Here is a 24,836-nt window from a genome sequence, read left to right on the forward strand (position 1 = left end):
CTATAGATAATTATTCGGCAGTGGTTATTTCTTCTGTACTTTCCTCGGTCACTTTCTCTTCCTTTTCAAAATCTATATCTGCACCTGTCAGAATATTATACCAGCTTATGATCTTCTTGATATCGGTAGGATATACTCTGTCTTTATCAAAATCCGGTAGTATTTCCTGAAAATACTTTTTTAATTCTTCAGGTTTTGCACTAGGACTGATAGATGCCTTTTCCCCATTTTCTTTATTTTTGATTGATGTCAGTATTTCTTTCAGCGGAGTGTCATCTGTCTCTGTATAGATAGATATATCTCCAAGAGAAACTACCTTGTCGCGCGCATGTATTGGCATTTTCTTGCCATCTATCAATGATTCTACTATCACCATGTTTTTTGCGCTTGAAACCAGCTGATATAAGCCCGGCTTGCCGGAAACAGATAAGATTTTCTTTAGCATAGAAATTTAGTTTTAATATTATTGTTATGGATTATAATTAACCAAGCGACAAAAATAGCGTTTAAGCTTATAATAACAATATCTTTAACGCGAAAAATGACAGTTAATTTTTGGATTCGTTAATATACAATATATTATCCTATTCCCTTAGAATATCTTTTTGTATACATGGCAATACGGCGAAGTGCCTTTATGCTCATAATACTGCTGATGATAATCTTCGGCTTTCCAGAATGTAGATAGTTGTTTCAGCATAGTAGCCACTTTATAACCTTTATTTTCTAAAGTTTTAATATATTTCTCAGCTATTTCTTTTTCATTCTCATCTGCATAAAATATACAGGAAAGATATTGCGGGCCGATATCGGGGCCTTGTCCGTTGGTTTGGGTAAAATCATGAGTTTCGAAGAAGAGCTTAACCAAATCTTCATAAGAAGTTTTTGAAATATCGTACTCGACCTCCGTAGTCTCAAGATGCCCTGTATTCTTCTGGCAGACCTGTTCGTAACTCGGATTATCTACATGTCCTCCCATAAAGCCCACGGACGTATGAGCAACACCCTTAGCTTTCATAAAGTAATATTCTGTGCCCCAGAAACATCCGGATGCAAAATAAGCTTTCTTAATCATTTTATTCTGTTCTGGTATAAATTTTAATGAAATTGAGTTTACGCAATGTCGTGTCTCTTTATCTGTAAATCCTTCGTTCAGAAATACATGTCCCAAATGTGCCCCACAATTATTGCAAATAATTTCGGTACGCATACCGTCAGCATCAGGTACACGCGTTACAGCACCTTTTATCTCGTCGTCGAAAGACGGCCACCCACAGTGCGAATCAAATTTGTCTGATGAATTATATAAAGGTGCATTACACCTTCGGCATACATATACTCCCTCGCGTTTGTTGTTTAGATACTCGCCGGTGTATGGCGCTTCAGTTCCTTTATGCAATATAACTCTTTCTTCTTCGGATGTAAGTTTATTGTAATCCATATTTTCGCTATTTATTTTGTTTTGACTATGCACACAAGATATTCCCATTAGAGCTATGCACAATAAGTATATCCATCTTTTCATTTTTATCCTTTCTTTCTATAATAATTTCTAAATGCAAATAGTTTTCTTTTTTTCAGATATGACAAGTCATACATGCAGGCATATGCCTCTCTTTCGAATGAAATATTCTGATATGCTTTCATCCTGTCTCTATATTGTATAAGTCGGACGAGCCATTCGATTATATAAAACAGATAAAATACAACAAACAGCATCTCCATCATCTGCTGTGTATGTATCTGTTCGTGATTCTGTTCCACTCTTGTCAAAGAACCGTAATCTTTACGTACAATAATCAGGCCGAACAAGTTAATGGCTCCGAAATCCTTTGGCGGAAAATGTTTGCTGTATATAAATCTCATTTCAATCAGTTAAGCAAAAATATCTTTGAAAGTGAATGTTCACAAGTTTTTCGAGGCAAATTTTGTTAAAGGGTATATTTTAAATAACTTCGAATCTCCTTAAAAAACAAATCAACATGGAATTAGTTTATGCTTTTGCAATCCTTATCATAGCAGTGATCGTAATCATATTATTGCAGCGGGGGAATAAGCAACGTGAGCAGGATTTAAAAAATGAAATCAGCCGTTTGCAATCAGAAAAAGATATTCTGCTGAAGGAACAGATAAGCCATATACATGAAATAGCGGCCAGTAAAGCGCTCTTACAATCCAAAGAGGAGCAGATGCGTACTCAGCAGGATGAATTGCTTAATGCCCGTACACAGCTTAATAAAGACTTCCAGATACTGGCAAATCAGATATTGGAGGAAAAAACACTTCGTTTCACAGATGTGAACAGGTCAAATATGGAAGCTATTCTGAAACCGTTGAATGAAAAATTGGTTGAATTCAAAGTAAAAGTCGAAGAAACGTACGATAAGGAATCGAAGCAACGCTTTTCATTAGAAGAACGTATCCGTGAACTGGTGGCATTGAATAATCAGATAAGTGAAGATGCCAACAATCTTACCAAGGCACTCAAAGGCAATAATAAGGTACAGGGAAATTGGGGTGAAATGATCCTTGAATCTATCCTTGAACGGTCGGGCCTGAAAAAAGGGGAAGAGTATTTCACTCAGGAATTTATTGTAGATGAGAATGGCAGACGTGTGAGAAATGATCAGGATAAGTATATGCAGCCCGATATAGTGGTGGTATATCCCGGTGGCAGAAAGATTATTATCGATTCTAAGGTGTCTTTAAATGCTTATGTGCGATGTGTAGAATCAACAACCGATGATATAAAAACGATTGCGGAAAAGGAACATATTGTCTCTATCAGGCAGCACATCGATGAATTGAGCCAGAAATGCTATCAGGATTATGTAGATTCACTTGACTTTGTAATGATGTTTATACCTAATGAACCCGCATATATACTGGCTATGCAGCTAGATTCTTCTATCTGGGACTATGCATACAGGAAGCGGATATTGCTGATAAGTCCTACAAACCTTGTTGCTTCATTGAAGGTAGTTGCCGACTTGTGGAAACGTGAATATCAAAGCCGGAACGCCATAGAAATAGCTAAGCGGGGAGCCGCATTATATGATAAATTTGCGGGTTTTGTAGATACTTTGCAGGATGTGGGAAAAAATATCGAGCGTTCTCAAAGGGCTTATGACAAGGCTTTTTCTCAATTGAAAGAAGGGAATGGTAATCTTATGCGTCAGGCTGAAATGCTAAAAGAATTGGGTATAAAGGCACAGAAAGAGCTTCCTGATAGCGAGAAGTAGTTAAATAATGTTACAATAGAAAATAAATATTAGAAAACATGTTTTATAACATAAAATATACTATCTTTGTACTGTGTTTTTCATGGTATTAGATTTAAGGTTAACAATGAAGATTGGTTGTCGTGATGACAACCTTTTTCTTTTTTATAGCGGTTTTGCAAATAACTTTCCTTTTCATTAAATATACATTTGATAAAAAATATACTATAATCATAAGTGGTTGATTTTCATATAGGCAAATTATATTATATGTTTTATAACACTTAAACAAAGTTAAATTGATGAATTTATTTAGATAAAACATGTTTTATAACATAAAATATGCTATCTTTGTACTGTGTTTTTCATGGTATTAGATTTAAGGTTAACAATGAAGATTGGTTGTCGTGATGACAACCTTTTCTTTTTTTATAGTAACCCGAAAATATAATCTAAATAATTTCCTTTTTCAGATTCCATACTTTTATTTTATTTTTGACTAAGATATTCCAAATGTGTAGAAGCAGGCGGAGTATTATACTCTTATATTTTATTAACCAGTAATCTTATTTCCCTATCTAAAAATAATAAATTATAACACTCTGGTTAAATAAAGTTGTAGTAATGAAGAAATATTAGATTTCTATATTTTATGACATAAATGTGCCTTATCTTTGTAATGTGTTTTTCATAGTATTAGATTTAAGGTTAACAATGAAGATTGGTTGTCGGGATGACAACCTTTTCTTTTTTATATAATTTGCCATTTTACGTCTTTATTCATCTTCCACAATAACACATAGTCTTTTGTTAAAATATTCAAAAACATCTATTATCAGAGAATAAACTTATGCATTCCTGCATGATTATAACCTCATATCTTTATATTTGCCCTATTCATTTTGCACTAATATAAGTAAGAGAAATGCCATTGTTCTGAAAAACGATAAAAAACGGGATTAAAACTACATACATTTTATTATCACTATGAAAACTAAGCGTACGAAAAGCTCTTTTGAACGTATGAGTTCGAAAAGAAAATTAGAATCTATCTTTTTGTTTGTTACCGGCCGTTGTAATGCAAAGTGCACAATGTGTTTTTACGCAGGCGATATGGACAAGAAAGAAAAAGATCTGACTTTCGAAGAAATATCCAGATTGTCTGAAACGGCAGGAGAATTCAACCGGCTATGGCTGTCCGGCGGAGAGCCAACCTTACGGGAAGACTTACCCCAGATAATCGAGATGTTTTATAAAAATAACAAGATCAAGGATGTGAATATGCCTACTAACGGTCTAAAGCCTGATCGCGTTGTTGAATGGCTGAAATATCTTAGAGAAAAATGTCCCGACCTGAATCTTACAGTCAGTGTATCTCTCGACGGCTTTGATAAAACACATGATAAGCAAAGGGGAGTTCCCGGAAATTTCTATAAGGCAATAGAAACATTAGCGAAAATAAATGACAACTTTGGCAATGATCCTCACGTCCTTAAAAATATAGCAACTGTTATCACCAAATATAATTCGGAAGAAGTCATGGACTTTATGCTGTGGCTATTCGGCCGTTTCAATGTATCGACACATACTATCGAGGCTGCCAGAGGTATGACCCGCGAAGATAATGTAAAGATACTTACTGAAAAAACTTTGCGTGAATTGCAGGACAGAATGGCTCCGATATATGCCGGATATGCCGACCGTATGGCAAAAGACGGTGGCCGCGTACAGAAGTTTATGACAAAGTTCTTTTATCTCGGACTTATCAGGACACTGTATGATGTAAGGGCAAGCAATATAGACAAACCCACTCCGTGGGGTATGGATTGTACAGCAGGGGAAACCACTCTTGTTATCGATTACGACGGACGTTTCCGTTCCTGCGAGTTGAGAGACCCGATTGGTAACGTGAAAGACTACGGATGTGATATCAGTAAGATTATGCAGGGAGATGCAATGAAGAAGGAAGTCAGCGACATAGGATATGGCTATAACGCCAATTGCTGGTGTACGCATGGGTGCTGGATTATGTCTTCCATTGTATTCAATCCGCGTAAAATGATATCTAAAGTATACAAAGGATATTGCGAAGTGAAAAAACTGGGTAAACCTATAGTTGTTGAAGAAAACATATTGAGTGAACTTGAAACAAAATACGAAGTTGATAAAACCAGACTTGCAGAAATTGGGGTAGCATGAAAATATTTTTAGTCACAAGAGGTTCTCATGGCGATATATTTCCATATCTGGCAGTTGCTACCGAACTAACCAGACGAGGGCATTATGTTACGCTCAGTTTACCTCTGATATTTGAAGAAGAAGCAAAGAAACTCAATCTGAATTATGTTTTGCAGGCTTCCGACGATATTGTCGGTGTCATTGAAGACCTTCCGGAACCTTCAAAATCATTCAACCATATTCTGAAATGGATACGCAGGGTCATAGATAACCAGTTTGAAGAATTTATACCTGTGCTCAAAGAACATGATATATTTGTTTCTGCCAACACTGAATTTGCTGCTGTCAGTATAGCCGAGTATTGCGAAAAGCCTATTATACGCACGGCATACGCCCCGCTTATTCCCGGACGGAAAATACCGCCGCCGATTGTTCCCCTATCCGATTCGAATAAAATTTTTACTCCTACATTCATGTGGAGCCTACTCAACAGGGGGACGGATTTTATGGTAAGAAAAACACTAAATAAGAACAGAAAGTCTTTAGGCATGCCGCCGATAAAGAAATATGCACCGCATGCCGCCGGTAATGCCTATAATTACCTTATGCACAGCAATTATCTGGGTAATACCGATCCTGACTGGAAATATCGGTGGATGATAGGGGGCTATTGCTTTAATAACTCTTTCGAGTATGACGAGAATCTATATACGAACGTACTCGATTTTATAAAGAAGGATGATAAGCCTGTAATATTCTTCACATTGGGCAGTTGCGATGCCAAAAAAAAAGACTTTTTCTGCAAAAACCTCTTGGATATATGCAATGAAGACGGATACAAACTGATAGTCGGTTCGGGCTGGTGCAAGACAGGCTCTAATCTGGAAGATAACGAGAATCTGTTTATTATGGATAAAGCGATTCCGCACAAGTTGATCTTTCCATATTGCGATGCTGTTATTCATCATGGGGGAAGTGGTACCACGCATAGTGTAGCCAGTGCAGCTAAGCCGCAAATGATAATACCTTTGCTGATAGATCAGGGTTATTGGGCATTACGGGTAAAAGAACTGGGTACAGGCCCGGGAAAAATAAAGATTACAATTCCTAAGCAGCAATTAAGGAAGAAAATAAACGATCTTGTTTATAATCAGAAATATAAAGATAATGCTGCAACTCTAGCCAAAAAAGTAAACGGGGAAAACGGTATCAACAATTTGTGCAATTATATCGAATCGTTTAGCAACGCTATATAGAAGCTTTCTCAAACATGCTGAAATTGACGCTGCCATACACACGTTTAGTTGTAAATAGCGGCAAGTCTGAGAAATCATAGTCTTTAGAATGTTCCAGAATGAGCATGCCTTCTGGTTTTATCAAATCTCGTTCAAATACCAAGCGGGGCACTTCTGTAAAATTTTTCAGATCGTAAGGCGGGTCGGCAAAAATCAGGTCGAATTGTTCTTTTGCACGTTCTAGATAGCAGAAAACATCCATTTTTAATAGCGATAATTCGGATTGTATCTTCAACTCGCTTTTTGTCTTTTCGATAAAAGATGCATGATTGAAATCCTTTTCGATACATACTACCTTTGGGCATCCTCTTGATACCAGTTCGAAACTTATGCCTCCTGTACCTCCGAAAAGATCGAGTGCGGTAGTTTCCTCCCAGTCGATCATGTTATTCAGTACATTGAACAGATTTTCTTTGGCAAAATCCGTAGTTGGTCTTGCTCTGAAGTTTTTAGGCGGGTTGAATCTACGTCCTTTATATTTTCCGCTGATAATTCTCATAATGACAATGCTAACAAGTCGAGAGGAGCATTTTGCGCATCTTCACTCCATAGATATATTTCACTCGGAGAGCTGACTTGTTCTATATTTTTAATATACTCCTGTAATCTGATGATAAGTAAATCATCGGCTTTTCCTGTAATGTATACAATGTCTTCCAATTGGTCGAATCCACAGATTTCCCACAATTTTAATATAAAATATGCCTGATTGGCTGCCGGTTCGTTTTCATAAGTCAGGCTATGTACAAGCTTGTTCCCTGCAAAGCAAATAACATCCATGCTATTCTCATGGAAGTTAAGGTGCATTTTGGATTTGTTTGGATTTGCAGCACCCCTGTTTTCGAATAAATTTATAAGCAAGGTGGAATGATGAAAAAAATGAGGATCCCACAAATTACGGGAAAGGAATCCGAATATTTCATCATTTATGCTATATAAAGTAACTATATCCTGTTTTTCGATAAGGTCAGACAGAATATGGCCTTCTTGCTGTGTATGCGTCAGATTATATAATTGATCTTTTTCTTTCACCATGAAATATGGAGCGGGAACCAGGTCGTAATCGGACGAAACAATAATTACATTGGTTTGTTTAAATTCCTGAGTAAGGAAACTCAACTCGAAAATAATCCGCTGGATATTGACAGCCAGATTGTCTTTTTCAGAGAAAGACGTTTCGCGCAGACAATAGTTTCTTCCGTCTTCCGGATCGGATATGGAGAATGTAAAACCATGCGGCCTTATACGGATTGAAAGGACATATTTTTCCGAGTGTCCTAAGTCTATACTTTCTGGTAAGAACATATTTTCGATTTTAATAATAGCAAAGTTAGAAAAAGATATTTTTATCTGCTATTTTTGACCTTCAATTCGTTTAAAGCTCATTATGATACAAAATTTCTTCCTCGATAAAATTAAACAGAACTTCCCTTTCGAACCTACTTCTGAGCAGGCTGCCGCATTGGAAAAGATTGTCGGTTTTTTATTTTTGCAGAAAGAAGAATCTTTGTTTTTATTAAGGGGCTATGCAGGAACAGGAAAGTCGTCTCTTTTGGGAGCTTTGGTCAAAACCATGACGGAGTTTAAGCAAAAGACCATGCTGCTGGCACCTACAGGCCGTGCTGCGAAAGTATTTTCATCCTATGCCAATCATTCTGCGTTTACAATTCATAAAAAGATATACCGTCAGCAGAAGTATAGTGGCGAATTTGGCAGCTTCGGGCTGATGGATAATTTATATAAGGATACATTGTTTATTGTCGATGAAGCCTCGATGATAAGCAATAACGGCCTCGATTCCTCTTTCTTTGGTACGGGGCGGTTACTCGATGACCTGATTCATTACGTATATTCCGGAGAAAATTGCCGTTTGTTACTTATCGGTGATTCGGCACAATTGCCTCCCGTAGGAGAAGAAGACAGTCCGGCATTGCAGTCAGAAGTGCTGCAAGGTTATGGGTTGGAAGTATACGAAGCGATGTTATCACAGATAGTACGGCAGGCCGAAAGTTCGGGGATATTATATAATGCTACTAATATTCGCAATGCATTGAGTAAAGGAAAAACAGACGCTTATCCCAAATTGAAGCTGAATAAGTTCACAGATATCGTCCGCATATCGGGAGAGGACTTGATAGATGAAATATCTTCAGCCTACAACCGTGACGGTTTGGAAAATACAATGATTATTTCCCGTTCCAACAAGCGCTCCAATATATACAATCAGGGCGTAAGAAACCGTATACTTTACCGTGAAGAAGAACTATCGGCCGGGGATATGTTGATGATTACTAAAAATAACTATCATTGGACGGAGAATATCGAAGGTATTGATTTCCTGGCTAACGGTGAAATTGTAGAAGTCATGCGCGTTCGAGGAGAGCAGGAGTTATATGGATTTCGCTTTCGCGATGTTTTGGTAAAAAGTATAGATTACGATATAGAGCTGGAGATAAAAATATTGATGGATACACTCTATTCTGATGCTGCCAGCCTGATACGGGAACGTTCGGAAGAATTATTTCTCAACGTTTTGGAAGATTATTCCGACATTTCCACAAAAGCAGGTAAGATGAAGAAAATGAAAGTTGATCCGTTCTACAATGCCGTGCAGGTAAAGTTTGCCTATGCTGTAACATGCCATAAAGCACAGGGCGGGGAATGGGATAATGTCTTTTTAGATTTAGGCTATATTTCGGAAGAACATCTCGGAGTAAATTTTTACCGTTGGCTTTATACGGCAATTACGCGTGCCAGCAATAAATTGTTTTTGGTGAATCTTCCCGATGAATTTATATAATAACCGGCCTTAAATTTTTCTTATTCGCTTTTTCTGTATTAATTTTGGCGTGCCCAGGTATTTTTAACTCAATTCGTTTATTATGAAAAGAACCAGACTTATTTTACTTATCATTTCATTTCTTACACTCCAATTTATTAATGTAAGTATTTTATTTTCACAAAATTCTAATATTTATCAGAATCCTGTTGTTGCTGAAAGTTTGCCTGATCCGACAATAATCAAGGCCAAAGATGGATATTTTTATCTCTACGCAACCGAAAATATACGTAATTTGCCTATTTACAAGTCGGCTAATCTGGTCGATTGGACTTTTCTAGGTACAGCTTTCACAAAAGATACGCGCCCCGATTTCGAGCCGAAAGGCAGCTTATGGGCACCCGATATTAATTATATCGATGGTAAATATGTTCTTTATTACTCAATGTCGGTATGGGGCGGTGAATGGACATGCGGTATCGGTGTTGCGGTATCGGATAAACCGGAAGGACCTTTTACCGATAAGGGAAAACTTTTCAGGAGTAATGAAATAGATGTCCAGAATTCTATCGACCAGTTTTATATTGAAGAGAAGGGTAAGAAATATCTTTTCTGGGGAAGTTTCAGAGGTATATATGCTATCGAGTTAAGTAAGGATGGGCTAAGCATTAAGCCGGGAGCGGAGAAAAAGCGCATTGCAGGTACAGCCTTTGAAGGAACATACATTTATAAGAAAGGTAAATATTACTATTTGTTTGCTTCTATCGGCAGTTGCTGTGAAGGAGCGAAAAGTACATATAAGCTCGTAGTCGGCCGTTCCAAATCTTTATTCGGTCCGTATCTGGATAAAACAGGAAAAGATATGATAGATAACGGGTATTCTATAGTAATTGGTCCTAATTCCCGGTTTGTTGGTAATGGTCACTGTTCGGAGATAGTACAGGATAAAAAAGGGAACGACTGGATATTCTATCACGGTGTAGATCTAACTAACCCGAAAGGACGCATCTTGTTGCTCGATCAGGTAAGATGGGATAAGGAAGGATGGCCCTATATAGAGGGCGGAAGTCCGTCATTATCGGCCGATAAACCTGTGTTTTAGAAGAAAAAATAATTATAGTATAAGTAAAAAGCACGGTATGTACCGTGCTTTCTTTATTTGAAGTTGGTCTTTATATAGTCCGTAATATTGAAATCTTTCTTTAATTCAGGCTTTCCGATCTGTTCTATCTCGGAGTGAATCATCAAAGGCAGCTTTTGTTTCACAAATTTATCGAGCAGAATGTTTATTTCGTCTCTACAATTTCTCATCGGGTTATCGGCTATTTCATGTGCAGCATTTTTCATATCAAAGAAGAAATATGGGCTTTTCATTTCTTCTAATTGCGCTGCAATGTGCTTCGATCCGTAAAAACCATAGTTGGCAAGTTCAACTTTATCATATGGTACATTGCTATCGGCATCTCCGTGGAACAGTAACAATGGGGCAGGAGAGGACGGCCATTTGAGATCTCCCTCTGTACTGAATATAGCACCTGCAAAGGAGATTATAGCTGCATATTTAAAATCGTTCGGAAGCTTCTCCGTTACTTTAGCTTTATTGCATATTGCGTATTCGCCATGCAGAACGGAGACTGCTCCGGCACTCGATCCGTTTGCTATTATCATATCTTTATCGATATTCCATTTCGATGCATTCTGTACAACAAATGCTGTACCATCGAAAAGGTCTTCGACAGCAATAGCAATACTATTATTTAGTTTGGCTATGATACGCATCGGGTCAGATGAATTCAGATTTTTCATACCCAGCCTGTAATCTATAGATACAACAGTAAAGCCTTTACTGACAAGGTAATTGAAATAGTCAATATATCCTGCTCTGTCGCGCGTACCGGATACAAAGCCACCGCCGAACATAAAAATAATACAAGGCTTTGCTTCTGCCCCAGATGACAGATCATATTTATCCAGACGTAAGGAATCCGTCTCTTTTACAGCATATACATATGTTTCCTTTCTTACAGGATTATCATTTGCATGGATAACCATACAAATAAACAATGCTATAACTAAAGTAATAACACATTCCTTTTTCATACGATGTATTATTAATGGGTTATTTTGTATAGTAATTCTTTCAATAGTTCACCGTCCGGTACGGAATTATTATCCACTCCTTTGCCTTTGGCATCGTATGTACGCAACAGGTTGATAATCTCCATACATTTAAAAGCATTATAGTTGCGGATAGCCGTCACGTAATCCCTTGCCTGATATGGATTCCTGAAACCGAGCTCGGCAGCAATGCCTTGTTCTGTTTTATTTTTTGCCCAGTAGCATATCATCAGATTGCTGAAAAAATTGAACAAGACAACAAGTGTAACAATCAGCGGATTATTTTTCGGATTCTTTTCGAAGTAGTCGGCTATCTGATTTACTTTGAAGACATTCTTTTCAATAACAGCTTTCAATAATTCATAATTATTAAAGTCCTTACTGATACCAATATTTTCTTCTATCAGGTTGGGGGTTATCTGCTTTTGTCCTTGCGGTATGGCAATAAGCAGTTTGGCTATTTCATTCGTCAGCTTACTTAAATCGTTGCCCAGATAATCGGCAAGCATCTGGGAAGATTTTGCATCTATCGCCAAACCTTTTTGCTGAATATAAGAGGAGATGAAAGCCGGCATCTTATATTCAGGTATTTTTTTCGATTCGAATACAACACCGTTTTTATCTATTTCGGCATATAGCTTTTTACGCTTATCAAGTGTGCCGTTTTTGTAGTTAATAACCAGTATTGTAGTATGAAGAGGATTTTTTGCATATACTTCCAACTCTTCTATTTTACTCAATGCCTGCGCCTCTTTAATCACAATCAACTGATATTCGGACATCATCGGGAAACTGCGTGCCAGCGTAATTACCGATGCTACATCGGTTTCCATACCATAACGTATAGTCTGGTTGAAATCCCGTTCCTCTTCCGGCAATACGGTATTAGCTAAAAGAGTTGTGATTTCGTCAATATAATACGGCTCGTCGCCCATTAGCAAATAAATGGGTTTGAGTTTCCGTGCTTTAATATCAGTTATGATTTGTTCAAAGGTCATATTTATTCGAAGCGGAGATGTTTTACTGTTTGTCCGTTATTTATCAATGTGGTAAGAGATTCAATGCCTATCATGACATGTTCCTCTACAAAATTCTGGGTAACGAGATTATCGCTCTTTTCCGTTTTCACACCTTCCGATATCATCGGCTGGTCAGATACCAGCAGAAGCGCACCTGTAGGAATCTTATTGGCAAAGCCGCATGTAAACAACGTAGCGGTTTCCATATCCACAGCCATAGTTCGTATACGCCTCAGATAGTCTTTAAATACATCATCATATTCCCATACACGGCGATTTGTTGTATATACTGTACCTGTCCAATAGTCGCGGTTGTGGTTTCTTATTGTCGACGATACCGAGCGCAGGAGACTGAAGGCCGGTAACGACGGCACTTCGGGTGGGAGATAGTCGTTTGATGTACCTTCACCCCTTATGGCGGCAATAGGAAGTATATAGTCGCCGAGGTTGTTATGGTTTTTGATTCCTCCGCATTTGCCTAAGAATAATACTGCTTCGGGTTCGATAGCGCTTAGTAAATCCATTATGGTAGCGGCATTGGCACTCCCCATACCGAAGTTGATAATGGTGATTCCGTTTGCGGAAGCATTCGGCATATTACCGTCCATTCCTACAATCGGAACTTTGAAGTGATTGGCAAAAACTTCTACATATTTCGCAAAATTGGTGAGCAATATATATTTACTGAATTGGTCAAGTGGCCTTTTCGTGTAACGCGGAAGCCAATTGTTTACAATTTCTTGTTTTGTTTTCATATTAATTTTACATTTGTTTTAAGATACAACAAGTATCTTTTTCTTTTTGTTGTACAAGACTAGCAAAGGTAACAAATGTTGGATTTAAATCTGCCCCCTTTTGATATAAATGTAAAAAAAGTGAACGGTAAGCCGAGTGTTTTCGACAAGCTGCGACGCAAATATATTGCCCTCACTCCCGAAGAATGGGTGCGTCAGCATTTTGTAAATTACCTCATTACAGAAAAGGGATATCCGTCTTTATTAATAGCTAATGAGATCCAGATCAACCTAAATAATCTGAAAAGAAGATGTGATTCGGTCGTATATGACCGGGCTTTATCGCCTTTGGTGATTGTAGAATATAAATCCCCCGATGTAATGATTACACAGGCTGTTTTCGATCAGATAGTCAGGTATAATATTGTATTAAAGGTTAAATACCTGATTGTTTCCAACGGCCTTAAGCATTACTGTTGCCGGATGGATTATGATACACAGACATTCGAATACCTTCCCGAAATTCCTCTCTATACCGAACTGTAGAAAAAGAAAAAGCTTCCCGTTTCCGAGAAGCCATTTTCCTATATATTATTTAGTTGATCATTCAGCCGGAGGAGTTACAGGCTGTTGAGCCGGTTGCTCGCCTGCAGGAGCCTGAGGTAAACCAGGCAATGTAGTCGACATATCAGGAGCACCAGTATTCACAGGTGCAGGAGCGCCAACTTCAGGTTGCAGCGTATATGTCGTTTTTGGCTTTATCATAACACAAACGATACTCATCACCATAACAAATCCGGCAAGACCCCAAGTTGCTTTTTCAAGGAAGTCTGTAGTTTTACGAACGCCCATAATAGCATTCGAAGACGAGAATCCGGAAGAAAGGCCTCCACCTTTTGAGTTCTGAACAAGAACTATCAGTATCAAAGCAATAGATGCAATTACAATTAATACAGTAATAAGTGTAATCATTTTGTATTTTTATATTTCGAATTTATAATCAGTTTTTCCAAAAATTTCAATTGGTCTGCAAAGTAAATATTTTTTTTCGGATAATTCAAACTTAAATGTTTAATAATTTTGTATGCTTTCTCATACTTCTTCTGTTTTATATATATTCCGGCAAGGGTTTCGGTAAAGAATACATCTTCGTTTAATTCGTCTTCGGCTTCTTCGGCTTTTTCTTCGTGCTGTTCCTTATCAGATTCTTCCGTATTGAGTTCGATGCGGATACCTCCGTCTGTTTCTGCTCGGGAGATAAATGTATCTATTATATCCTGATGTTTCAGTTCGGGAGCTTTTTCCTCTTTTTCTGTAAATGTTTCTTCATATGATGTTTCCTGCAGATAAGAAAGATAATCTATAGTAGCCAGTCCGGAGGACAGTGTTTCATATTCAAAATCTGTTTGCTGATCATCATTTCCCGTAGCCTCGAAGAATGCATTCAGCAACTGGCTTGTCTTATCTTCACTTACTTCTTTTTTACCTGTCTGCTCGAAGAACTTATCATATTCATCACTGAATATATAATAAAACAGGGCTTTACGGTCGTTTACGAAAATGCTAAGGCGTTTTAGTTCTTCATCAAACTGCTCGTTGTCGAACAGGTAAAGAGCCTTCAGGTAGGTGAAAATACCCGTTTGAAAATAAGGATACTCTTCCACTAGGTCTTTTAACGGGTGTATATCTGCCATAGACGGATTTTCACCCTTTTCCGTTAATTTATATAACTGTTGAATATCCATTTTGCAAAATATTAAATTAAGGTATAGCTAAAATTGTATATTACCAGTTAGACATTGTTGTATTGAAAATCTGATCTACAATATCTTTTGTGAGTTCATCGATCAGTCCGTCCTGCACATCTGTGAGCATCAGGTTACTGGAGAAGTCACGGTATGCACTGATAGTTTCTTCCTTATCTTCCTGCGGATTTTTATTATTCCGGAAACGCATTCTTACTTCCATAGTAAGGCGTGTTTCAGCAGAAAAATTATCTTCTTTCACAGATAAAGGAGTGAGCTCGTATCTGATAATTTCGCCTTCAATCTCAAGTGACGGGTTTATTGATGTAAATTCCAACTTTGTATTACGTGTAAATACATCTTTCATCCTCTCGTTGAAGACCTGTGTCAGAGGAGGATAAACATATGGCGCCTGATTCTGGAAATCCCTTATTTCGATTGTCGGAGTTTCAGCATAATTAATAGAAGCCCCGTTAAATTTATACGAAACGGTACATGCTGTTATAAGAAGAAGTATTAAAAGCGATAAAGCTGTTTTTTTCATAGATTCTCCAGATTATATTCTTTAATTTTCCGGTATAGTGTACGTTCCGATATTTTCAAATCCTGCGCTGCATTCTTTCTCTTTCCGTTGTGCCGTTCCAATGCTTTTATTATCATATCTTTTTCTACATCCTGTAATGACAGGGTTTCCTCTTCATACTCAGGTGCATCTATTACATCGGCATCCGCAATGTTCGATGCCGGAATAATTGTATGGCCGTCTTCTTTTACGGTAATAGGAGCATTCCTTTCGGAGCTATTCACTACCATCGGAGGTAACGGTTTATCGCTGCTGCCAACTAAAGGAGACGATATTATATCTGCAGCTTTCATATTGCCGGCAACGATATCATGAACTATCTTCTTCAGCTCGTTCATGTCCTTTTTCATATCGAACAACACCTGATATAATATCTCACGTTCATTATTAAAACTTTTTTGTTCACTCGAATTTATTGTACCTACAGGAATAAGACCTACTTCATTTGCCGGAAGATATAATTTGAGAATATCGGGAGTTATTTCCCTTGTCTGCTCGATGATAGAAATCTGCTCGGTAATATTTTTCAATTGGCGGATATTTCCCGGCCAGTAATAATCTTTCAGCATTTGCCTTGCATCGTCTGTCAGGGTTATCGGAGGCATGCTGTATTTTTCGGCGCAATCGCTCGCAAATTTGCGAAATAAGAGTGGAATATCATCTTTTCGCTCTCTTAAAGCAGGTATGCGGATAGGTACGGTATTCAGACGGTAATATAGGTCTTCACGGAAGCGCCCGTTCCGGGTAGCAGTCACCATGTCCAGATTGGTAGCAGCAACTACGCGGACATCGGTCTTTTCTACTTTCGACGAACCAACCTTAATAAATTCACCTGTTTCGAGTACACGCAGTAAGCGGGCTTGTGTAGATAAAGGTAATTCCCCTACTTCGTCGAGGAATAATGTACCCCCGTTTGCCACCTCGAAATAACCTTTGCGTTCACCTGTTGCTCCGGTAAACGACCCTTTCTCATGTCCGAAAAGTTCGGAATCGATGGTTCCTTCCGGTATAGAGCCGCAATTGACGGCAATATAGGTACCATGTTTACGATGGCTGAACTGATGAATTATCTGCGGGAAATTTTCTTTTCCCACACCGCTTTCTCCTGTTACCAATACCGACATGTCGGTAGGAGCAACCTGAAGCGCAATATCTATAGCACGGTTAAGATCTGGATTACTCCCGATAATACCGAATCGTTGTTTTACCTGTTGTATATCTGGTTTCGCCATGTTTTTAATGAATAAGCAAGCCTTGTGAATATAAATATCTTATAAACCTGACAAAATTACATATTAAATACTATTTTGTCAGTCTTTTTTAGTGAAGATTTGTAAATATCCCCGATTTTCAGTCGTTTAATTCTATTACTTCCAGATCGGAAATATTTCCTTCGTTAATAATGAAACGGATAAGTGTCCGCACCTTATGAAACCCGTATTTTCCTGCTGCCCCGGGATTAATATGCAAGCAATTAAGTTTCTTGTCATACATAACTTTAAGGATATGGGAATGCCCGGATATAAATAATTTAGGGGGATTGGCAAACAATACAGAACGCATCCGCGGATCATATTTACCGGGATAGCCGCCTATGTGCGTCATCAGCACATCTACATCTTCGAGCGTGAAGCGCAGGAATTCGGGATAAGCTGCCCGAACTTTGCTATCGTCGATATTTCCATACACTGCCCGGAAAGGTTTTAACGCTTCAAAACGCAGTGTTAAGTCCATAGAACCGATATCCCCTGCATGCCATATTTCGTCGCAATCGGCAAAATATTTCTCATATTTTTCGTCCCACCAACCGTGTGTATCCGAGATTAATCCAATCTTTTTCATTATAAGTTTATACAAATTGAGAAACAAACTGACAAGATAAAAGTTCCCATAGAAGTATATTTTAAATAAGGGTCTAAGAGGCGGTTTTCCGTGATGCTGAATATATCGGCCAGTAGTTTAAAAAAAATGAAGAACCAAATCAGGTATAAAAACTGGTGCCAATGAGTTGCATATAATAAAGAATATATAATAAAGCATGCTAAAGCCCCGAAAATAAGAAAAGCATGATAGCGCTTGGCATTTATAATTCCGATGCGCACAGGAATTGTTATTTTACCCGATTTGTGGTCATTCTCTATATCGCGCATATTATTCAGGTTCAGTACCGCTACAGTAAGGAATCCAAGACCTATAGCGGGCAGCCATGGCATGAAATCTATAGTATGTGTATGCAGAAAATAAGTTCCTACAACGGATACCAATCCAAAGAAAGTAAAAGAAAAAATATCACCCAGCCCTTTATATCCGTAAGGATTTTTACCTGCTGTATATTTTATGGCAGCTATAATACAACCTGCTCCCAATAATAGGAATAGGATTACATATTTTAATGCCATAAATTGTAATGCTATATATATAAGGAGTAACCCGACTATTGTTGCAGCTATGATTGCAATTAATATGGCGTTTTTCATCTGCTTTGGAGTGATAGCTCCGCTCTGTACCGTACGCTGGGGGCCGACTCTTTCCCCTGTTATGTCGGTTCCATGTTGGTAATCGCCCAAATCATTTGCCATATTGGACAGTAATTGAAGAATGGTAGCAATCAATAAAGTTAGTATGCAGACCAAAATGCTAAACCGGCCTGTACTATAAGCAATTGCACTTCCGCATAATGCTGTTGCAACAGCAAGAAATAATGTACGGGGGCGGAGTGCCGAAATCCATGATTTGAATGATGCCATTGATATAAGGTATGTTTTAAGAATGCAAATTTAAAGAAATAAGGCGTATACCCATATTTGCAGACAAGATTTATTCATGGAGCGCATTAAAATGCTTTATAGAAATCATTCGTTAATTAACATTGCTGTATAATACAGTTTCACTTCGGTTAATTTTTGTGCTAAGAATATGACAATATTCCGTATAAGTATAATAAATAGGATTATTTTATTATTTTTGCGCAATTAAAAATTAGAAGTTTTAAAGATAGAAATGCTTACAGTAGAGAAGATTGGCGGAACGTCGATGTCGAAGTTCAAAGATGTGCTGCAGAATGTAATAATCGGAAAGAGAACACCCGACGAAATGTACAACCGTATATTTGTTGTGTCGGCTTATAATAATGTGACTAACTGGTTGTTGGAGCATAAGAAGACTGGCGAGCCCGGGGTGTATGTTCAATTTCTCGAAAACAGCGATTACAGTATCGGTCTCGATAGCCTTTGCCAACGCCTTTTGTTAATTAACAAAGGATTTGAAGAAATCGGCCTCGACCTGCATGAAGCCGGTGAATTTATCACTTACCGCATCAGGCAGGCTAAAACCATGCTTCACAGTCTCAGTAAGGTAATGGCTTCCGGCTATGTCAATGCCGATGATATATGTCTGGCTGCCCGCGAAATATTGGCTTCGATAGGTGAGGCACATTCTGCATGGAATTCTGTCAATATACTGAATAATAATGGTATATCTGCCCGCTTTATAGACTTATGCGGATTTAACGATTCGCTGCCTCTAACGATAGATGAGCGCATACACCGTGCTTTTAAGGGTGTTGATTTTAGCAAGGAATTATGCGTGGCTACAGGCTATACAAAGGGTACAGAGGGTATTATGCGTGCTTTCGACCGTGGCTATACCGAGGTTACCTTTAGCAAAGTTGCTGTAGAAGTGCAGGCAAAAGAAGCAATAATCCATAAAGAATATCATCTTTCAAGCGCCGATCCTAATATCGTAGGTGTCGAAAAAACAGTGCCTGTAGGACGCACCAATTATATTATTGCTGATCAGCTTGCCGACATAGGAATGGAAGCGATTCATCCTAAAGCTGCCAAACCGCTGGAATTGGCTAATATAGATATTCGTATAAAAAATACATTCGAGCCGGAGCATCCCGGAACTCTGATCACACGCGATTATATCTCGGAAGTGCCTAAGGTAGAGATTGTTTCGGGAACGAATAGAGTGCTGGCTATAGAAGTTCACGATCCCATGATGGTAGGTGAGGTAGGCTTCGACCTGAAGATTATGCAATTATTTGCTAAATACGGGGTTAGCTATATCCTTAAGTCGACTAATGCCAACTCGATAACGAATATTGTATGGGATAATTATAAGTCGCGTGAATTGATTGCCGAACTGGAAAAGAATTTCTATCAGGTAATTACCGAACGGGTGGCTTTGGTTTGTGCTATGGGAACTAATATTGCCTTGCCGGGATTCCTCTATAGAGCAGCAAAAGCATTGTATGACAGGGGTATTAATGTCGAAAGTTTCGGCCAATCGTTACGTCAGGTAAATATGCAGTTTGTGATAAAAAGAGAATTCTACAACGAGGCTGTAATAGCACTCAATGACGAGCTATGTATTGATAAATAGATTTAATAAGACTTTTTTTATATTTTTTAATTGTGTAGAATCATTTTTAATTCTATTTTTGTTAGCTGGAATAACGGGTTCTTTTTAAGATTTAATACCTAGTGGACACATCTAAATGTAGAAACTCCACGTATACAGATGTTTAGACCTTTTAATTTATTGAAAATTATTTTTATAGAGTTGTTTTTTTCGAAGAATAAAAAGCTACTTTTAGCGTTATATTCAACAGAAAGTTTTGGTCGGAGTGCAATTTCAGGACAAAATATATTACATAGATAAAATGGAATATTATATTTGTAACCTGTATTGTCGCCCTGAACAGCTTTTTTGAGTTTGAAACATTGAATGTATAACAATTATAAAGAACAAAATTGATTCACTAAACTTAAATTATTTATTATCATTATGGAAACTAAAAAACAACAACTGAACAAAAAGCCTAGATCTAAAGGTGTTTCAGCTTTTCTTGTAGTTATTGGATGTGCTATCGTTGCGCATTTATTTTTCTATCTTGTAGCTGGTGCTGACAGCAACTTCGACGAAAAAGGTCACCCAATAGGAGGAAATATGCTGGGAACACTGTTCCAAGGGGGATGGGTAATTCCGATCGTAATCACATTGTTGCTTACAGTATTTACTCTTTCTGTTGAAAGATTCTTTGCTTTGAACAGAGCTAGTGGTAAAGGCAGCACAGCTAAATTTGTGATGAATGCAAAAGCTAAACTTGAAGCTGGTGATATCGCCGGTGCTTCTAAGCTTTGCGACGAGCAAAAAGGTTCAGTTGCTAACATCCTTAAAGCCGGCTTAGTTAGATATGCAGACGTTGAAAAATTGACTGACCTGCACAACGACGAAAAAGCTGCAATCATTCAGAAAGAAATAGAAGAAGCTACAACTTTGGAACTTCCATATTTGCAACAAAATCTTTCAGTAATCGCTACTATCTCTACATTAGGTACACTGATGGGGCTATTCGGAACGGTACTTGGTATGATCAAGTCGTTTGGTGCGATGGCTCAGGAAGGTGCTCCGGACTCTACAGTACTGGCTCTCGGTATCTCTGAGGCCTTGATGAATACTGCAATGGGTATCGGTACAGGTGCTTGTGCTATCATTTCTTATTCTTTCTTCTCTGGAAAAGTTGAAGATATGACTAACGCTGTTGACGAAGTAGGTTTCGCTATTGGCCAGACTTACACTCAGTTACACGGAGGTTTAGGTAAATAATTAATTTTTTTCAGAATAATTTGTGGAATTTCTATGGAATTCTACTCTAATAAGTAAAACAAGAATAGATGGGAAAGACTAAAGTTAAAAAACAGAGCACATTTATCGACATGACCGCGATGAGTGATGTTACTGTGCTCTTGCTCACATTCTTCATGCTTACAGCGACATTCTTGCCAAAAGAACCGGTACAGGTTTTGACACCGGCATCAGTATCCGAGCGCAAAATATCAGAATATAATGTATTGACTATTTTAATTGATACACAAGGAAAGATATTTTTGAATCTGGATGACAATAATGCTAAAAAATCTGTGTTGCAATTGATGGGGCAAGACTATGGCGTTACATTTAATCCTAAGCAGGTGCAATCATTCGTAGAGCAAACACACATCGGTGTGCCTATGAACAGGATGTCTGCATTTTTAGATTTACCGCTAAGTTCGCAGGATGAAGAAATAAAGAAAATGGGTGTGCCGGCCGACAGTACTAACAACCAGTTAGCACGTTGGGTGAAACATGCACGTGAAGTAGGAGGTGACAATCTGCAAATCGCAATAAAATCAGATCAGACAACACCATATCCTGAAGTGGATAAAGTGATGAAAATTCTGGTTGCAATGAAAGAAAACAGATACAGCCTCGTGACCACTCTCAAGAGAACGCCGGAAGGCTTGTGATAATCAAATTTAAAATTTTTAAAAGAAAAAGATTATGGCTTCAATAGAAACCGGTGGCGGGGAAGTAAAAAAAGGAAAACCTAAAAAGGAAACCCTAAGGGTCGACTTTACTCCGATGGTGGATATGAACATGCTTTTGATTACATTCTTTATGTTCTGTACTACGTTGAGTAAGCCGCAAGTAATGGATATTGCGATGCCTACTAATGAAAAGCTCAACGAAGACGAGGAAGTAAAGGTAAAAGAATCGAAAGCGATCACCCTCATTCTCGGAGAAAAAGATAAGGTATACTATTATACAGGTATGCCTAACTATGAGGATTATACAACCTTGAAAGAAACAGATTTTTCACCTGAAGGACTTCGTGCTTTATTGTTGGAAAGAAATGCTCCTGTCGTAAATCAGATGAGAGAACTGAAGCACGAAAAGTATGTGACTAACAAGAGAATGTCGGATGCAGAATTTCAGGAAAGGTCTAAGGAAATCAAGGGCGTAAAGGACGGACAGGTTGTTGTAATTAAACCTACCGCCGATGCGAACTATAAGAATCTTGTAGATGCGTTGGATGAAATGCAGATTTGTAGTATTGACAAATATGCTATCGTGGATATGACAGAAGGTGACCAATTCCTTCTTGAAAATCTCAAGACTAAAGGAGCTTACGGGGCAGAGTCAGCACCACCAAAAAAGTAATCACATTATAAACAAGGAGTAAATTATGTCAAAAGATATCAGATTAAATTCCGCAGAATGGTGTGATGTAGTTTTTGAAGGAAAAAACAAACAATATGGTGCCTACAGACTACGTCAATCATCTTCGAAGAGACATATTGTGGCATTCTTGGTTGTGTTGGTTTTTGCTGCTTTCGTATCTGCTTTACCAGGATTGGTAAGTGAGATTAAAAAGCTTACACAAAACCAGCAAGGACCGATGGATGAGGCTTATGAGTTGTCTCAGATTCCGGTTGAACAGGAAATTCCGGAAGAGAACATTATCAAACAGGAAACGGCTCCACCGCCACCACCATTGAAAACAACAGTGAAATTCGTTCCGCCAACAATTGCGAAAGACGAAGAAGTAGCTGACGACAAAATGGTAGGTCAGGAAGAAATTCAGGAAACTAAGATCCAGATTTCAGTGGCTGACGTGAAAGGTACTGACGACAAACATGGTATTGACATTGCAGAGTTGAGAGAGCACAAGCAAATTGTGGAAGAAAAACCTGTAGAAGAAAAACCATTTGTTACAGTAGAGCAGATGCCAAGTTTCCCGGGTGGTGAAACGGAAATGCATAAGTTTATATTCGACAATCTGAAGTATCCGATGGTTGCTCAGGAAACAGGGATTCAGGGACGTGTTACTGTCCGTTTCGTTGTTACTAAAACTGGAGCAATATCAGATGTTACTGTAATCCGCGGTATCGACCCTTCTTGCGACAAAGAAGCAGTCAGGGTTATCAAATCGATGCCAAAATGGATTCCGGGTAAACAAAACGGTCTGAATGTGCCTGTGTACTTTACACTTCCGATTGTATTCCGTTTGAAACAGTAATGCAATTGATTAAAAGATTTGTTTAAAGAACAAACATAAAACTAAATAAAGAAGAGAAGTTTGAATTTAAAAAATCATCTTCTCTTCTTTTTCCAATAAATAAAGATATGAAAGAAGAAGGACGTAATCCATCTGTAAAAACAGTAATCGGCATTTTTATGGCTCTGTTCTATTTCGGACTGGGTATACTGCTCACATTTACTTCGGTATTCGAGTCTTTTTTCGGCAGAAATGTTTTTAGTATTATTGTCGGAATATTATTTATAGCATATAGCATATTCAGAGGTTACAGAGCTATCAAAGGCTAACTATAGAAAAGAAGATACAATTATGAAAAGGCTGGGTTTTATATTATTTATCGTATCACTGGTTGTCGTCTACTCATGTAGCGGACCCAAAAGTACACGTATGGATACACCGACCAGCGGTTTAGCTCAGATAATAGCTGACGAATGTTTCGCACCCATCGTCCAGGAACAAGTCGATGTGTTCGAGGCATTAAACAGGGATGCAACTATTATCCCCATATATGCGAGCGAAACTCAGGCTTTCGATTTATTCATGAAAGATAGTGTGCGCGTCATTATAGCAGCCCGTGAACTCACGGCAAATGAAACAGCGATAATAAAAGAAAGACGCCAGACTATACGATCACAAAAATATGCTACAGACGGTATAGCTCTTATTGTAAATAAAGCAAACCCCGATACATTGATAACAGTAGCGGATATTAAGCGCATAATGACCGGTGAAGCGCGGTCTTGGAAGGACATCAATCCTAATTCACGGCTTGGAGATATTGCGGTCACTTTCGATAGTCCCAATTCGAGTACCGTCAGATTTATAAGGGATTCTATCACCGGTGGCAAACTTGGAGATAATCTCAGGGCAAGATCTTCCGACAGTATTCAGACTATCGATCTTACAGAACGCACGCCTAACCAAGAAGTAATCGATTATGTGGCGTCTACCCCGAATGCATTAGGGGTCATCGGTGTCAATTGGATCAGTAATCAGTCCGATTCTACGAAATTGAGTTTTATTGATAATATTAAGGTCATGGCAGTCAGCAGAGCTGAAGAAGCTACTGAAAAAAACAGTTTTCAACCTTTTACCGCTTATGTTGGTTTAGGTAAATATCCGCTGAGTCGCGATCTTTATATAATAATATCTGATGTTAGGGGCGGATTACCGTCAGGTTTTGTTAACTTTGCAGCCGGAGAAAAGGGGCAGCGTATAGTATACAAAGCCGGTCTTTACCCAGCATATCGTTTAACGAGAGTTGTAAGCGTAAGGCCGTCATTATAGAATTAAACAT

Annotated in this window: 27 protein-coding genes; 13 read left to right on the forward strand and 14 right to left on the reverse strand. The window is 38.3% G+C overall.

Annotated features, from left to right (window positions below; translation table 11 throughout):
* Window positions 1-10: 10 nt before the first annotated feature.
* From K348_RS0105560 to K348_RS0105570, 3 genes are all read right to left on the reverse strand, one after another.
* Window positions 11-445: a DUF5606 domain-containing protein gene (locus K348_RS0105560; protein WP_029903779.1), complete on the reverse strand. Its 435-nt coding sequence runs from the start codon at window positions 443-445 to the stop codon at window positions 11-13.
* A 147-nt stretch (window positions 446-592) separates the two neighbouring features.
* Window positions 593-1,525: a bifunctional methionine sulfoxide reductase B/A protein gene (locus K348_RS0105565; protein WP_029903781.1), complete on the reverse strand. Its 933-nt coding sequence runs from the start codon at window positions 1,523-1,525 to the stop codon at window positions 593-595.
* 2 nt (window positions 1,526-1,527) lie between these two features.
* The gene (locus K348_RS0105570) at window positions 1,528-1,866 is read right to left on the reverse strand and encodes a hypothetical protein (RefSeq protein WP_029903783.1); all 339 of its coding nucleotides are present in this window, start codon (window positions 1,864-1,866) and stop codon (window positions 1,528-1,530) included.
* A gap of 116 nt (window positions 1,867-1,982) precedes the next feature.
* Here K348_RS0105570 and K348_RS0105575 point away from each other — a divergent pair, with 116 nt between their 5' ends.
* The 3 genes from K348_RS0105575 to K348_RS0105585 all read left to right on the forward strand — a co-directional run bounded on the left by K348_RS0105575 (window position 1,983) and on the right by K348_RS0105585 (window position 6,655).
* Window positions 1,983-3,242 carry a DNA recombination protein RmuC gene (locus K348_RS0105575; protein WP_029903785.1) on the forward strand — a complete coding sequence of 420 codons (1,260 nt, stop codon included), beginning with the start codon at window positions 1,983-1,985 and terminating at the stop codon, window positions 3,240-3,242.
* Between the two features lie 966 nt (window positions 3,243-4,208).
* A complete protein-coding gene (locus tag K348_RS0105580; protein ID WP_029903787.1) occupies window positions 4,209-5,420 on the forward strand; it encodes a radical SAM protein in 1,212 nt (403 codons plus the stop codon).
* Window positions 5,417-6,655, forward strand: a complete 1,239-nt coding sequence (locus K348_RS0105585; RefSeq protein ID WP_029903789.1) for a glycosyltransferase — start codon at window positions 5,417-5,419, stop codon at window positions 6,653-6,655. Before K348_RS0105580 ends, K348_RS0105585 begins: the two co-directional genes overlap by 4 nt.
* Here K348_RS0105585 and K348_RS0105590 read toward each other — a convergent pair.
* Together K348_RS0105590 and K348_RS0105595 are read right to left on the reverse strand one after the other, a co-directional pair.
* Window positions 6,648-7,193, reverse strand: coding sequence for an RsmD family RNA methyltransferase (locus K348_RS0105590; RefSeq protein WP_029903791.1), 546 nt, complete (start codon window positions 7,191-7,193; stop codon window positions 6,648-6,650). The genes K348_RS0105585 and K348_RS0105590 overlap by 8 nt on opposite strands.
* Window positions 7,190-7,999: a DUF3822 family protein gene (locus K348_RS0105595; protein ID WP_029903793.1), complete on the reverse strand. Its 810-nt coding sequence runs from the start codon at window positions 7,997-7,999 to the stop codon at window positions 7,190-7,192. The genes K348_RS0105590 and K348_RS0105595 overlap by 4 nt, the downstream gene beginning before the upstream one ends.
* 82 nt (window positions 8,000-8,081) lie before the next feature.
* On the opposite strand from K348_RS0105595, the gene K348_RS0105600 reads away from it, so the two are divergent.
* On the forward strand, window positions 8,082-9,494 hold the full coding sequence (locus K348_RS0105600; RefSeq protein WP_029903794.1) for an ATP-dependent RecD-like DNA helicase: 1,413 nt from the start codon (window positions 8,082-8,084) through the stop codon (window positions 9,492-9,494).
* Window positions 9,495-9,576: 82 nt separating this feature from the next.
* Window positions 9,577-10,575 (forward strand): family 43 glycosylhydrolase, encoded by a 999-nt coding sequence (locus K348_RS0105605; RefSeq protein WP_029903795.1) that lies wholly within the window; start codon window positions 9,577-9,579, stop codon window positions 10,573-10,575.
* A gap of 53 nt (window positions 10,576-10,628) precedes the next feature.
* Here K348_RS0105605 and K348_RS0105610 read toward each other — a convergent pair whose 3' ends face one another.
* The 3 genes from K348_RS0105610 to K348_RS0105620 are packed head-to-tail and all read right to left on the reverse strand — an operon-like array spanning window position 10,629 to window position 13,365.
* The gene (locus tag K348_RS0105610; protein WP_029903797.1) at window positions 10,629-11,573 is read right to left on the reverse strand and encodes an alpha/beta hydrolase; all 945 of its coding nucleotides are present in this window, start codon (window positions 11,571-11,573) and stop codon (window positions 10,629-10,631) included.
* A gap of 11 nt (window positions 11,574-11,584) precedes the next feature.
* Window positions 11,585-12,589, reverse strand: coding sequence for a DNA polymerase III subunit delta (gene holA, locus K348_RS0105615; protein WP_029903799.1), 1,005 nt, complete (start codon window positions 12,587-12,589; stop codon window positions 11,585-11,587).
* 2 nt (window positions 12,590-12,591) lie between these two features.
* Complete coding sequence (locus tag K348_RS0105620; protein WP_029903800.1) at window positions 12,592-13,365, reverse strand: AMP nucleosidase; 774 nt, start codon at window positions 13,363-13,365, stop codon at window positions 12,592-12,594.
* Between the two features lie 75 nt (window positions 13,366-13,440).
* Between K348_RS0105620 and K348_RS0105625 the strand changes: the two genes are divergently transcribed.
* Complete coding sequence (locus K348_RS0105625) at window positions 13,441-13,890, forward strand: type I restriction enzyme HsdR N-terminal domain-containing protein (RefSeq protein WP_029903801.1); 450 nt, start codon at window positions 13,441-13,443, stop codon at window positions 13,888-13,890.
* Window positions 13,891-13,947: 57 nt separating this feature from the next.
* Here the strand turns inward: K348_RS0105625 and secG are convergent, their stop codons facing one another.
* The 6 genes from secG to menA form a co-directional block, all read right to left on the reverse strand.
* Complete coding sequence (gene secG / locus K348_RS0105630; RefSeq protein ID WP_029903802.1) at window positions 13,948-14,316, reverse strand: preprotein translocase subunit SecG; 369 nt, start codon at window positions 14,314-14,316, stop codon at window positions 13,948-13,950.
* Window positions 14,313-15,089, reverse strand: coding sequence for a hypothetical protein (locus K348_RS0105635; RefSeq protein ID WP_029903805.1), 777 nt, complete (start codon window positions 15,087-15,089; stop codon window positions 14,313-14,315). The genes secG and K348_RS0105635 overlap by 4 nt, the downstream gene beginning before the upstream one ends.
* Window positions 15,090-15,129: 40 nt before the next feature.
* Complete coding sequence (gene lptE, locus K348_RS0105640; protein WP_029903807.1) at window positions 15,130-15,633, reverse strand: LPS assembly lipoprotein LptE; 504 nt, start codon at window positions 15,631-15,633, stop codon at window positions 15,130-15,132.
* The gene (locus tag K348_RS0105645; RefSeq protein ID WP_029903809.1) at window positions 15,630-16,904 is read right to left on the reverse strand and encodes a sigma-54-dependent Fis family transcriptional regulator; all 1,275 of its coding nucleotides are present in this window, start codon (window positions 16,902-16,904) and stop codon (window positions 15,630-15,632) included. Before K348_RS0105645 ends, lptE begins: the two co-directional genes overlap by 4 nt.
* Window positions 16,905-17,022: 118 nt before the next feature.
* Window positions 17,023-17,514 carry a metallophosphoesterase gene (locus K348_RS0105650; protein ID WP_029903811.1) on the reverse strand — a complete coding sequence of 164 codons (492 nt, stop codon included), beginning with the start codon at window positions 17,512-17,514 and terminating at the stop codon, window positions 17,023-17,025.
* Window positions 17,514-18,419, reverse strand: coding sequence for a 1,4-dihydroxy-2-naphthoate octaprenyltransferase (gene menA, locus K348_RS0105655; protein ID WP_029903813.1), 906 nt, complete (start codon window positions 18,417-18,419; stop codon window positions 17,514-17,516). Before menA ends, K348_RS0105650 begins: the two co-directional genes overlap by 1 nt.
* A gap of 253 nt (window positions 18,420-18,672) precedes the next feature.
* Between menA and K348_RS0105660 the strand changes: the two genes are divergently transcribed.
* The 7 genes from K348_RS0105660 to K348_RS0105690 all read left to right on the forward strand — a co-directional run bounded on the left by K348_RS0105660 (window position 18,673) and on the right by K348_RS0105690 (window position 24,826).
* Window positions 18,673-20,058, forward strand: a complete 1,386-nt coding sequence (locus K348_RS0105660) for an aspartate kinase (RefSeq protein WP_029903814.1) — start codon at window positions 18,673-18,675, stop codon at window positions 20,056-20,058.
* A 405-nt stretch (window positions 20,059-20,463) separates the two neighbouring features.
* Entirely contained in the window at window positions 20,464-21,285 is an 822-nt protein-coding gene (locus K348_RS0105665; RefSeq protein WP_029903816.1) for a MotA/TolQ/ExbB proton channel family protein, read from the forward strand.
* 68 nt (window positions 21,286-21,353) lie between these two features.
* Entirely contained in the window at window positions 21,354-21,965 is a 612-nt protein-coding gene (locus K348_RS0105670) for a biopolymer transporter ExbD (protein WP_029903818.1), read from the forward strand.
* 34 nt (window positions 21,966-21,999) lie between these two features.
* On the forward strand, window positions 22,000-22,659 hold the full coding sequence (locus tag K348_RS0105675; RefSeq protein WP_029903820.1) for a biopolymer transporter ExbD: 660 nt from the start codon (window positions 22,000-22,002) through the stop codon (window positions 22,657-22,659).
* Window positions 22,660-22,684: 25 nt separating this feature from the next.
* On the forward strand, window positions 22,685-23,518 hold the full coding sequence (locus K348_RS0105680; protein ID WP_029903822.1) for an energy transducer TonB: 834 nt from the start codon (window positions 22,685-22,687) through the stop codon (window positions 23,516-23,518).
* 107 nt (window positions 23,519-23,625) lie between these two features.
* The gene (locus K348_RS0105685; RefSeq protein WP_051697649.1) at window positions 23,626-23,826 is read left to right on the forward strand and encodes a hypothetical protein; all 201 of its coding nucleotides are present in this window, start codon (window positions 23,626-23,628) and stop codon (window positions 23,824-23,826) included.
* Between the two features lie 22 nt (window positions 23,827-23,848).
* Window positions 23,849-24,826: a PstS family phosphate ABC transporter substrate-binding protein gene (locus K348_RS0105690; RefSeq protein WP_029903826.1), complete on the forward strand. Its 978-nt coding sequence runs from the start codon at window positions 23,849-23,851 to the stop codon at window positions 24,824-24,826.
* Window positions 24,827-24,836: the final 10 nt, after the last annotated feature.

The organism is Prevotella sp. 10(H), from assembly GCF_000711235.1.
Classification (GTDB): Bacteria; Bacteroidota; Bacteroidia; order Bacteroidales; family Dysgonomonadaceae; genus Dysgonomonas.

Coding starts and splice junctions, on each gene's coding strand:
- K348_RS0105600 (WP_029903794.1), top strand. CDS start 8,082: ATGATACAAAATTTCTTCCTCGATAAAATTAAACAGAACTTCCCTTTC.
- K348_RS0105690 (WP_029903826.1), top strand. CDS start 23,849: ATGAAAAGGCTGGGTTTTATATTATTTATCGTATCACTGGTTGTCGTC.
- K348_RS0105675 (WP_029903820.1), top strand. CDS start 22,000: ATGGCTTCAATAGAAACCGGTGGCGGGGAAGTAAAAAAAGGAAAACCT.
- menA (WP_029903813.1), bottom strand. CDS start 18,419: ATGGCATCATTCAAATCATGGATTTCGGCACTCCGCCCCCGTACATTA.
- K348_RS0105650 (WP_029903811.1), bottom strand. CDS start 17,514: ATGAAAAAGATTGGATTAATCTCGGATACACACGGTTGGTGGGACGAA.
- K348_RS0105635 (WP_029903805.1), bottom strand. CDS start 15,089: ATGGATATTCAACAGTTATATAAATTAACGGAAAAGGGTGAAAATCCG.
- K348_RS0105680 (WP_029903822.1), top strand. CDS start 22,685: ATGTCAAAAGATATCAGATTAAATTCCGCAGAATGGTGTGATGTAGTT.
- holA (WP_029903799.1), bottom strand. CDS start 12,589: ATGACCTTTGAACAAATCATAACTGATATTAAAGCACGGAAACTCAAA.
- K348_RS0105585 (WP_029903789.1), top strand. CDS start 5,417: ATGAAAATATTTTTAGTCACAAGAGGTTCTCATGGCGATATATTTCCA.
- K348_RS0105685 (WP_051697649.1), top strand. CDS start 23,626: ATGAAAGAAGAAGGACGTAATCCATCTGTAAAAACAGTAATCGGCATT.
- K348_RS0105605 (WP_029903795.1), top strand. CDS start 9,577: ATGAAAAGAACCAGACTTATTTTACTTATCATTTCATTTCTTACACTC.
- K348_RS0105570 (WP_029903783.1), bottom strand. CDS start 1,866: ATGAGATTTATATACAGCAAACATTTTCCGCCAAAGGATTTCGGAGCC.
- K348_RS0105565 (WP_029903781.1), bottom strand. CDS start 1,525: ATGAAAAGATGGATATACTTATTGTGCATAGCTCTAATGGGAATATCT.
- K348_RS0105625 (WP_029903801.1), top strand. CDS start 13,441: ATGTTGGATTTAAATCTGCCCCCTTTTGATATAAATGTAAAAAAAGTG.
- K348_RS0105670 (WP_029903818.1), top strand. CDS start 21,354: ATGGGAAAGACTAAAGTTAAAAAACAGAGCACATTTATCGACATGACC.
- K348_RS0105660 (WP_029903814.1), top strand. CDS start 18,673: ATGCTTACAGTAGAGAAGATTGGCGGAACGTCGATGTCGAAGTTCAAA.
- K348_RS0105645 (WP_029903809.1), bottom strand. CDS start 16,904: ATGGCGAAACCAGATATACAACAGGTAAAACAACGATTCGGTATTATC.
- K348_RS0105665 (WP_029903816.1), top strand. CDS start 20,464: ATGGAAACTAAAAAACAACAACTGAACAAAAAGCCTAGATCTAAAGGT.
- K348_RS0105595 (WP_029903793.1), bottom strand. CDS start 7,999: ATGTTCTTACCAGAAAGTATAGACTTAGGACACTCGGAAAAATATGTC.
- K348_RS0105580 (WP_029903787.1), top strand. CDS start 4,209: ATGAAAACTAAGCGTACGAAAAGCTCTTTTGAACGTATGAGTTCGAAA.
- K348_RS0105610 (WP_029903797.1), bottom strand. CDS start 11,573: ATGAAAAAGGAATGTGTTATTACTTTAGTTATAGCATTGTTTATTTGT.
- K348_RS0105575 (WP_029903785.1), top strand. CDS start 1,983: ATGGAATTAGTTTATGCTTTTGCAATCCTTATCATAGCAGTGATCGTA.
- K348_RS0105620 (WP_029903800.1), bottom strand. CDS start 13,365: ATGAAAACAAAACAAGAAATTGTAAACAATTGGCTTCCGCGTTACACG.
- secG (WP_029903802.1), bottom strand. CDS start 14,316: ATGATTACACTTATTACTGTATTAATTGTAATTGCATCTATTGCTTTG.
- K348_RS0105590 (WP_029903791.1), bottom strand. CDS start 7,193: ATGAGAATTATCAGCGGAAAATATAAAGGACGTAGATTCAACCCGCCT.
- K348_RS0105560 (WP_029903779.1), bottom strand. CDS start 445: ATGCTAAAGAAAATCTTATCTGTTTCCGGCAAGCCGGGCTTATATCAG.
- lptE (WP_029903807.1), bottom strand. CDS start 15,633: ATGAAAAAAACAGCTTTATCGCTTTTAATACTTCTTCTTATAACAGCA.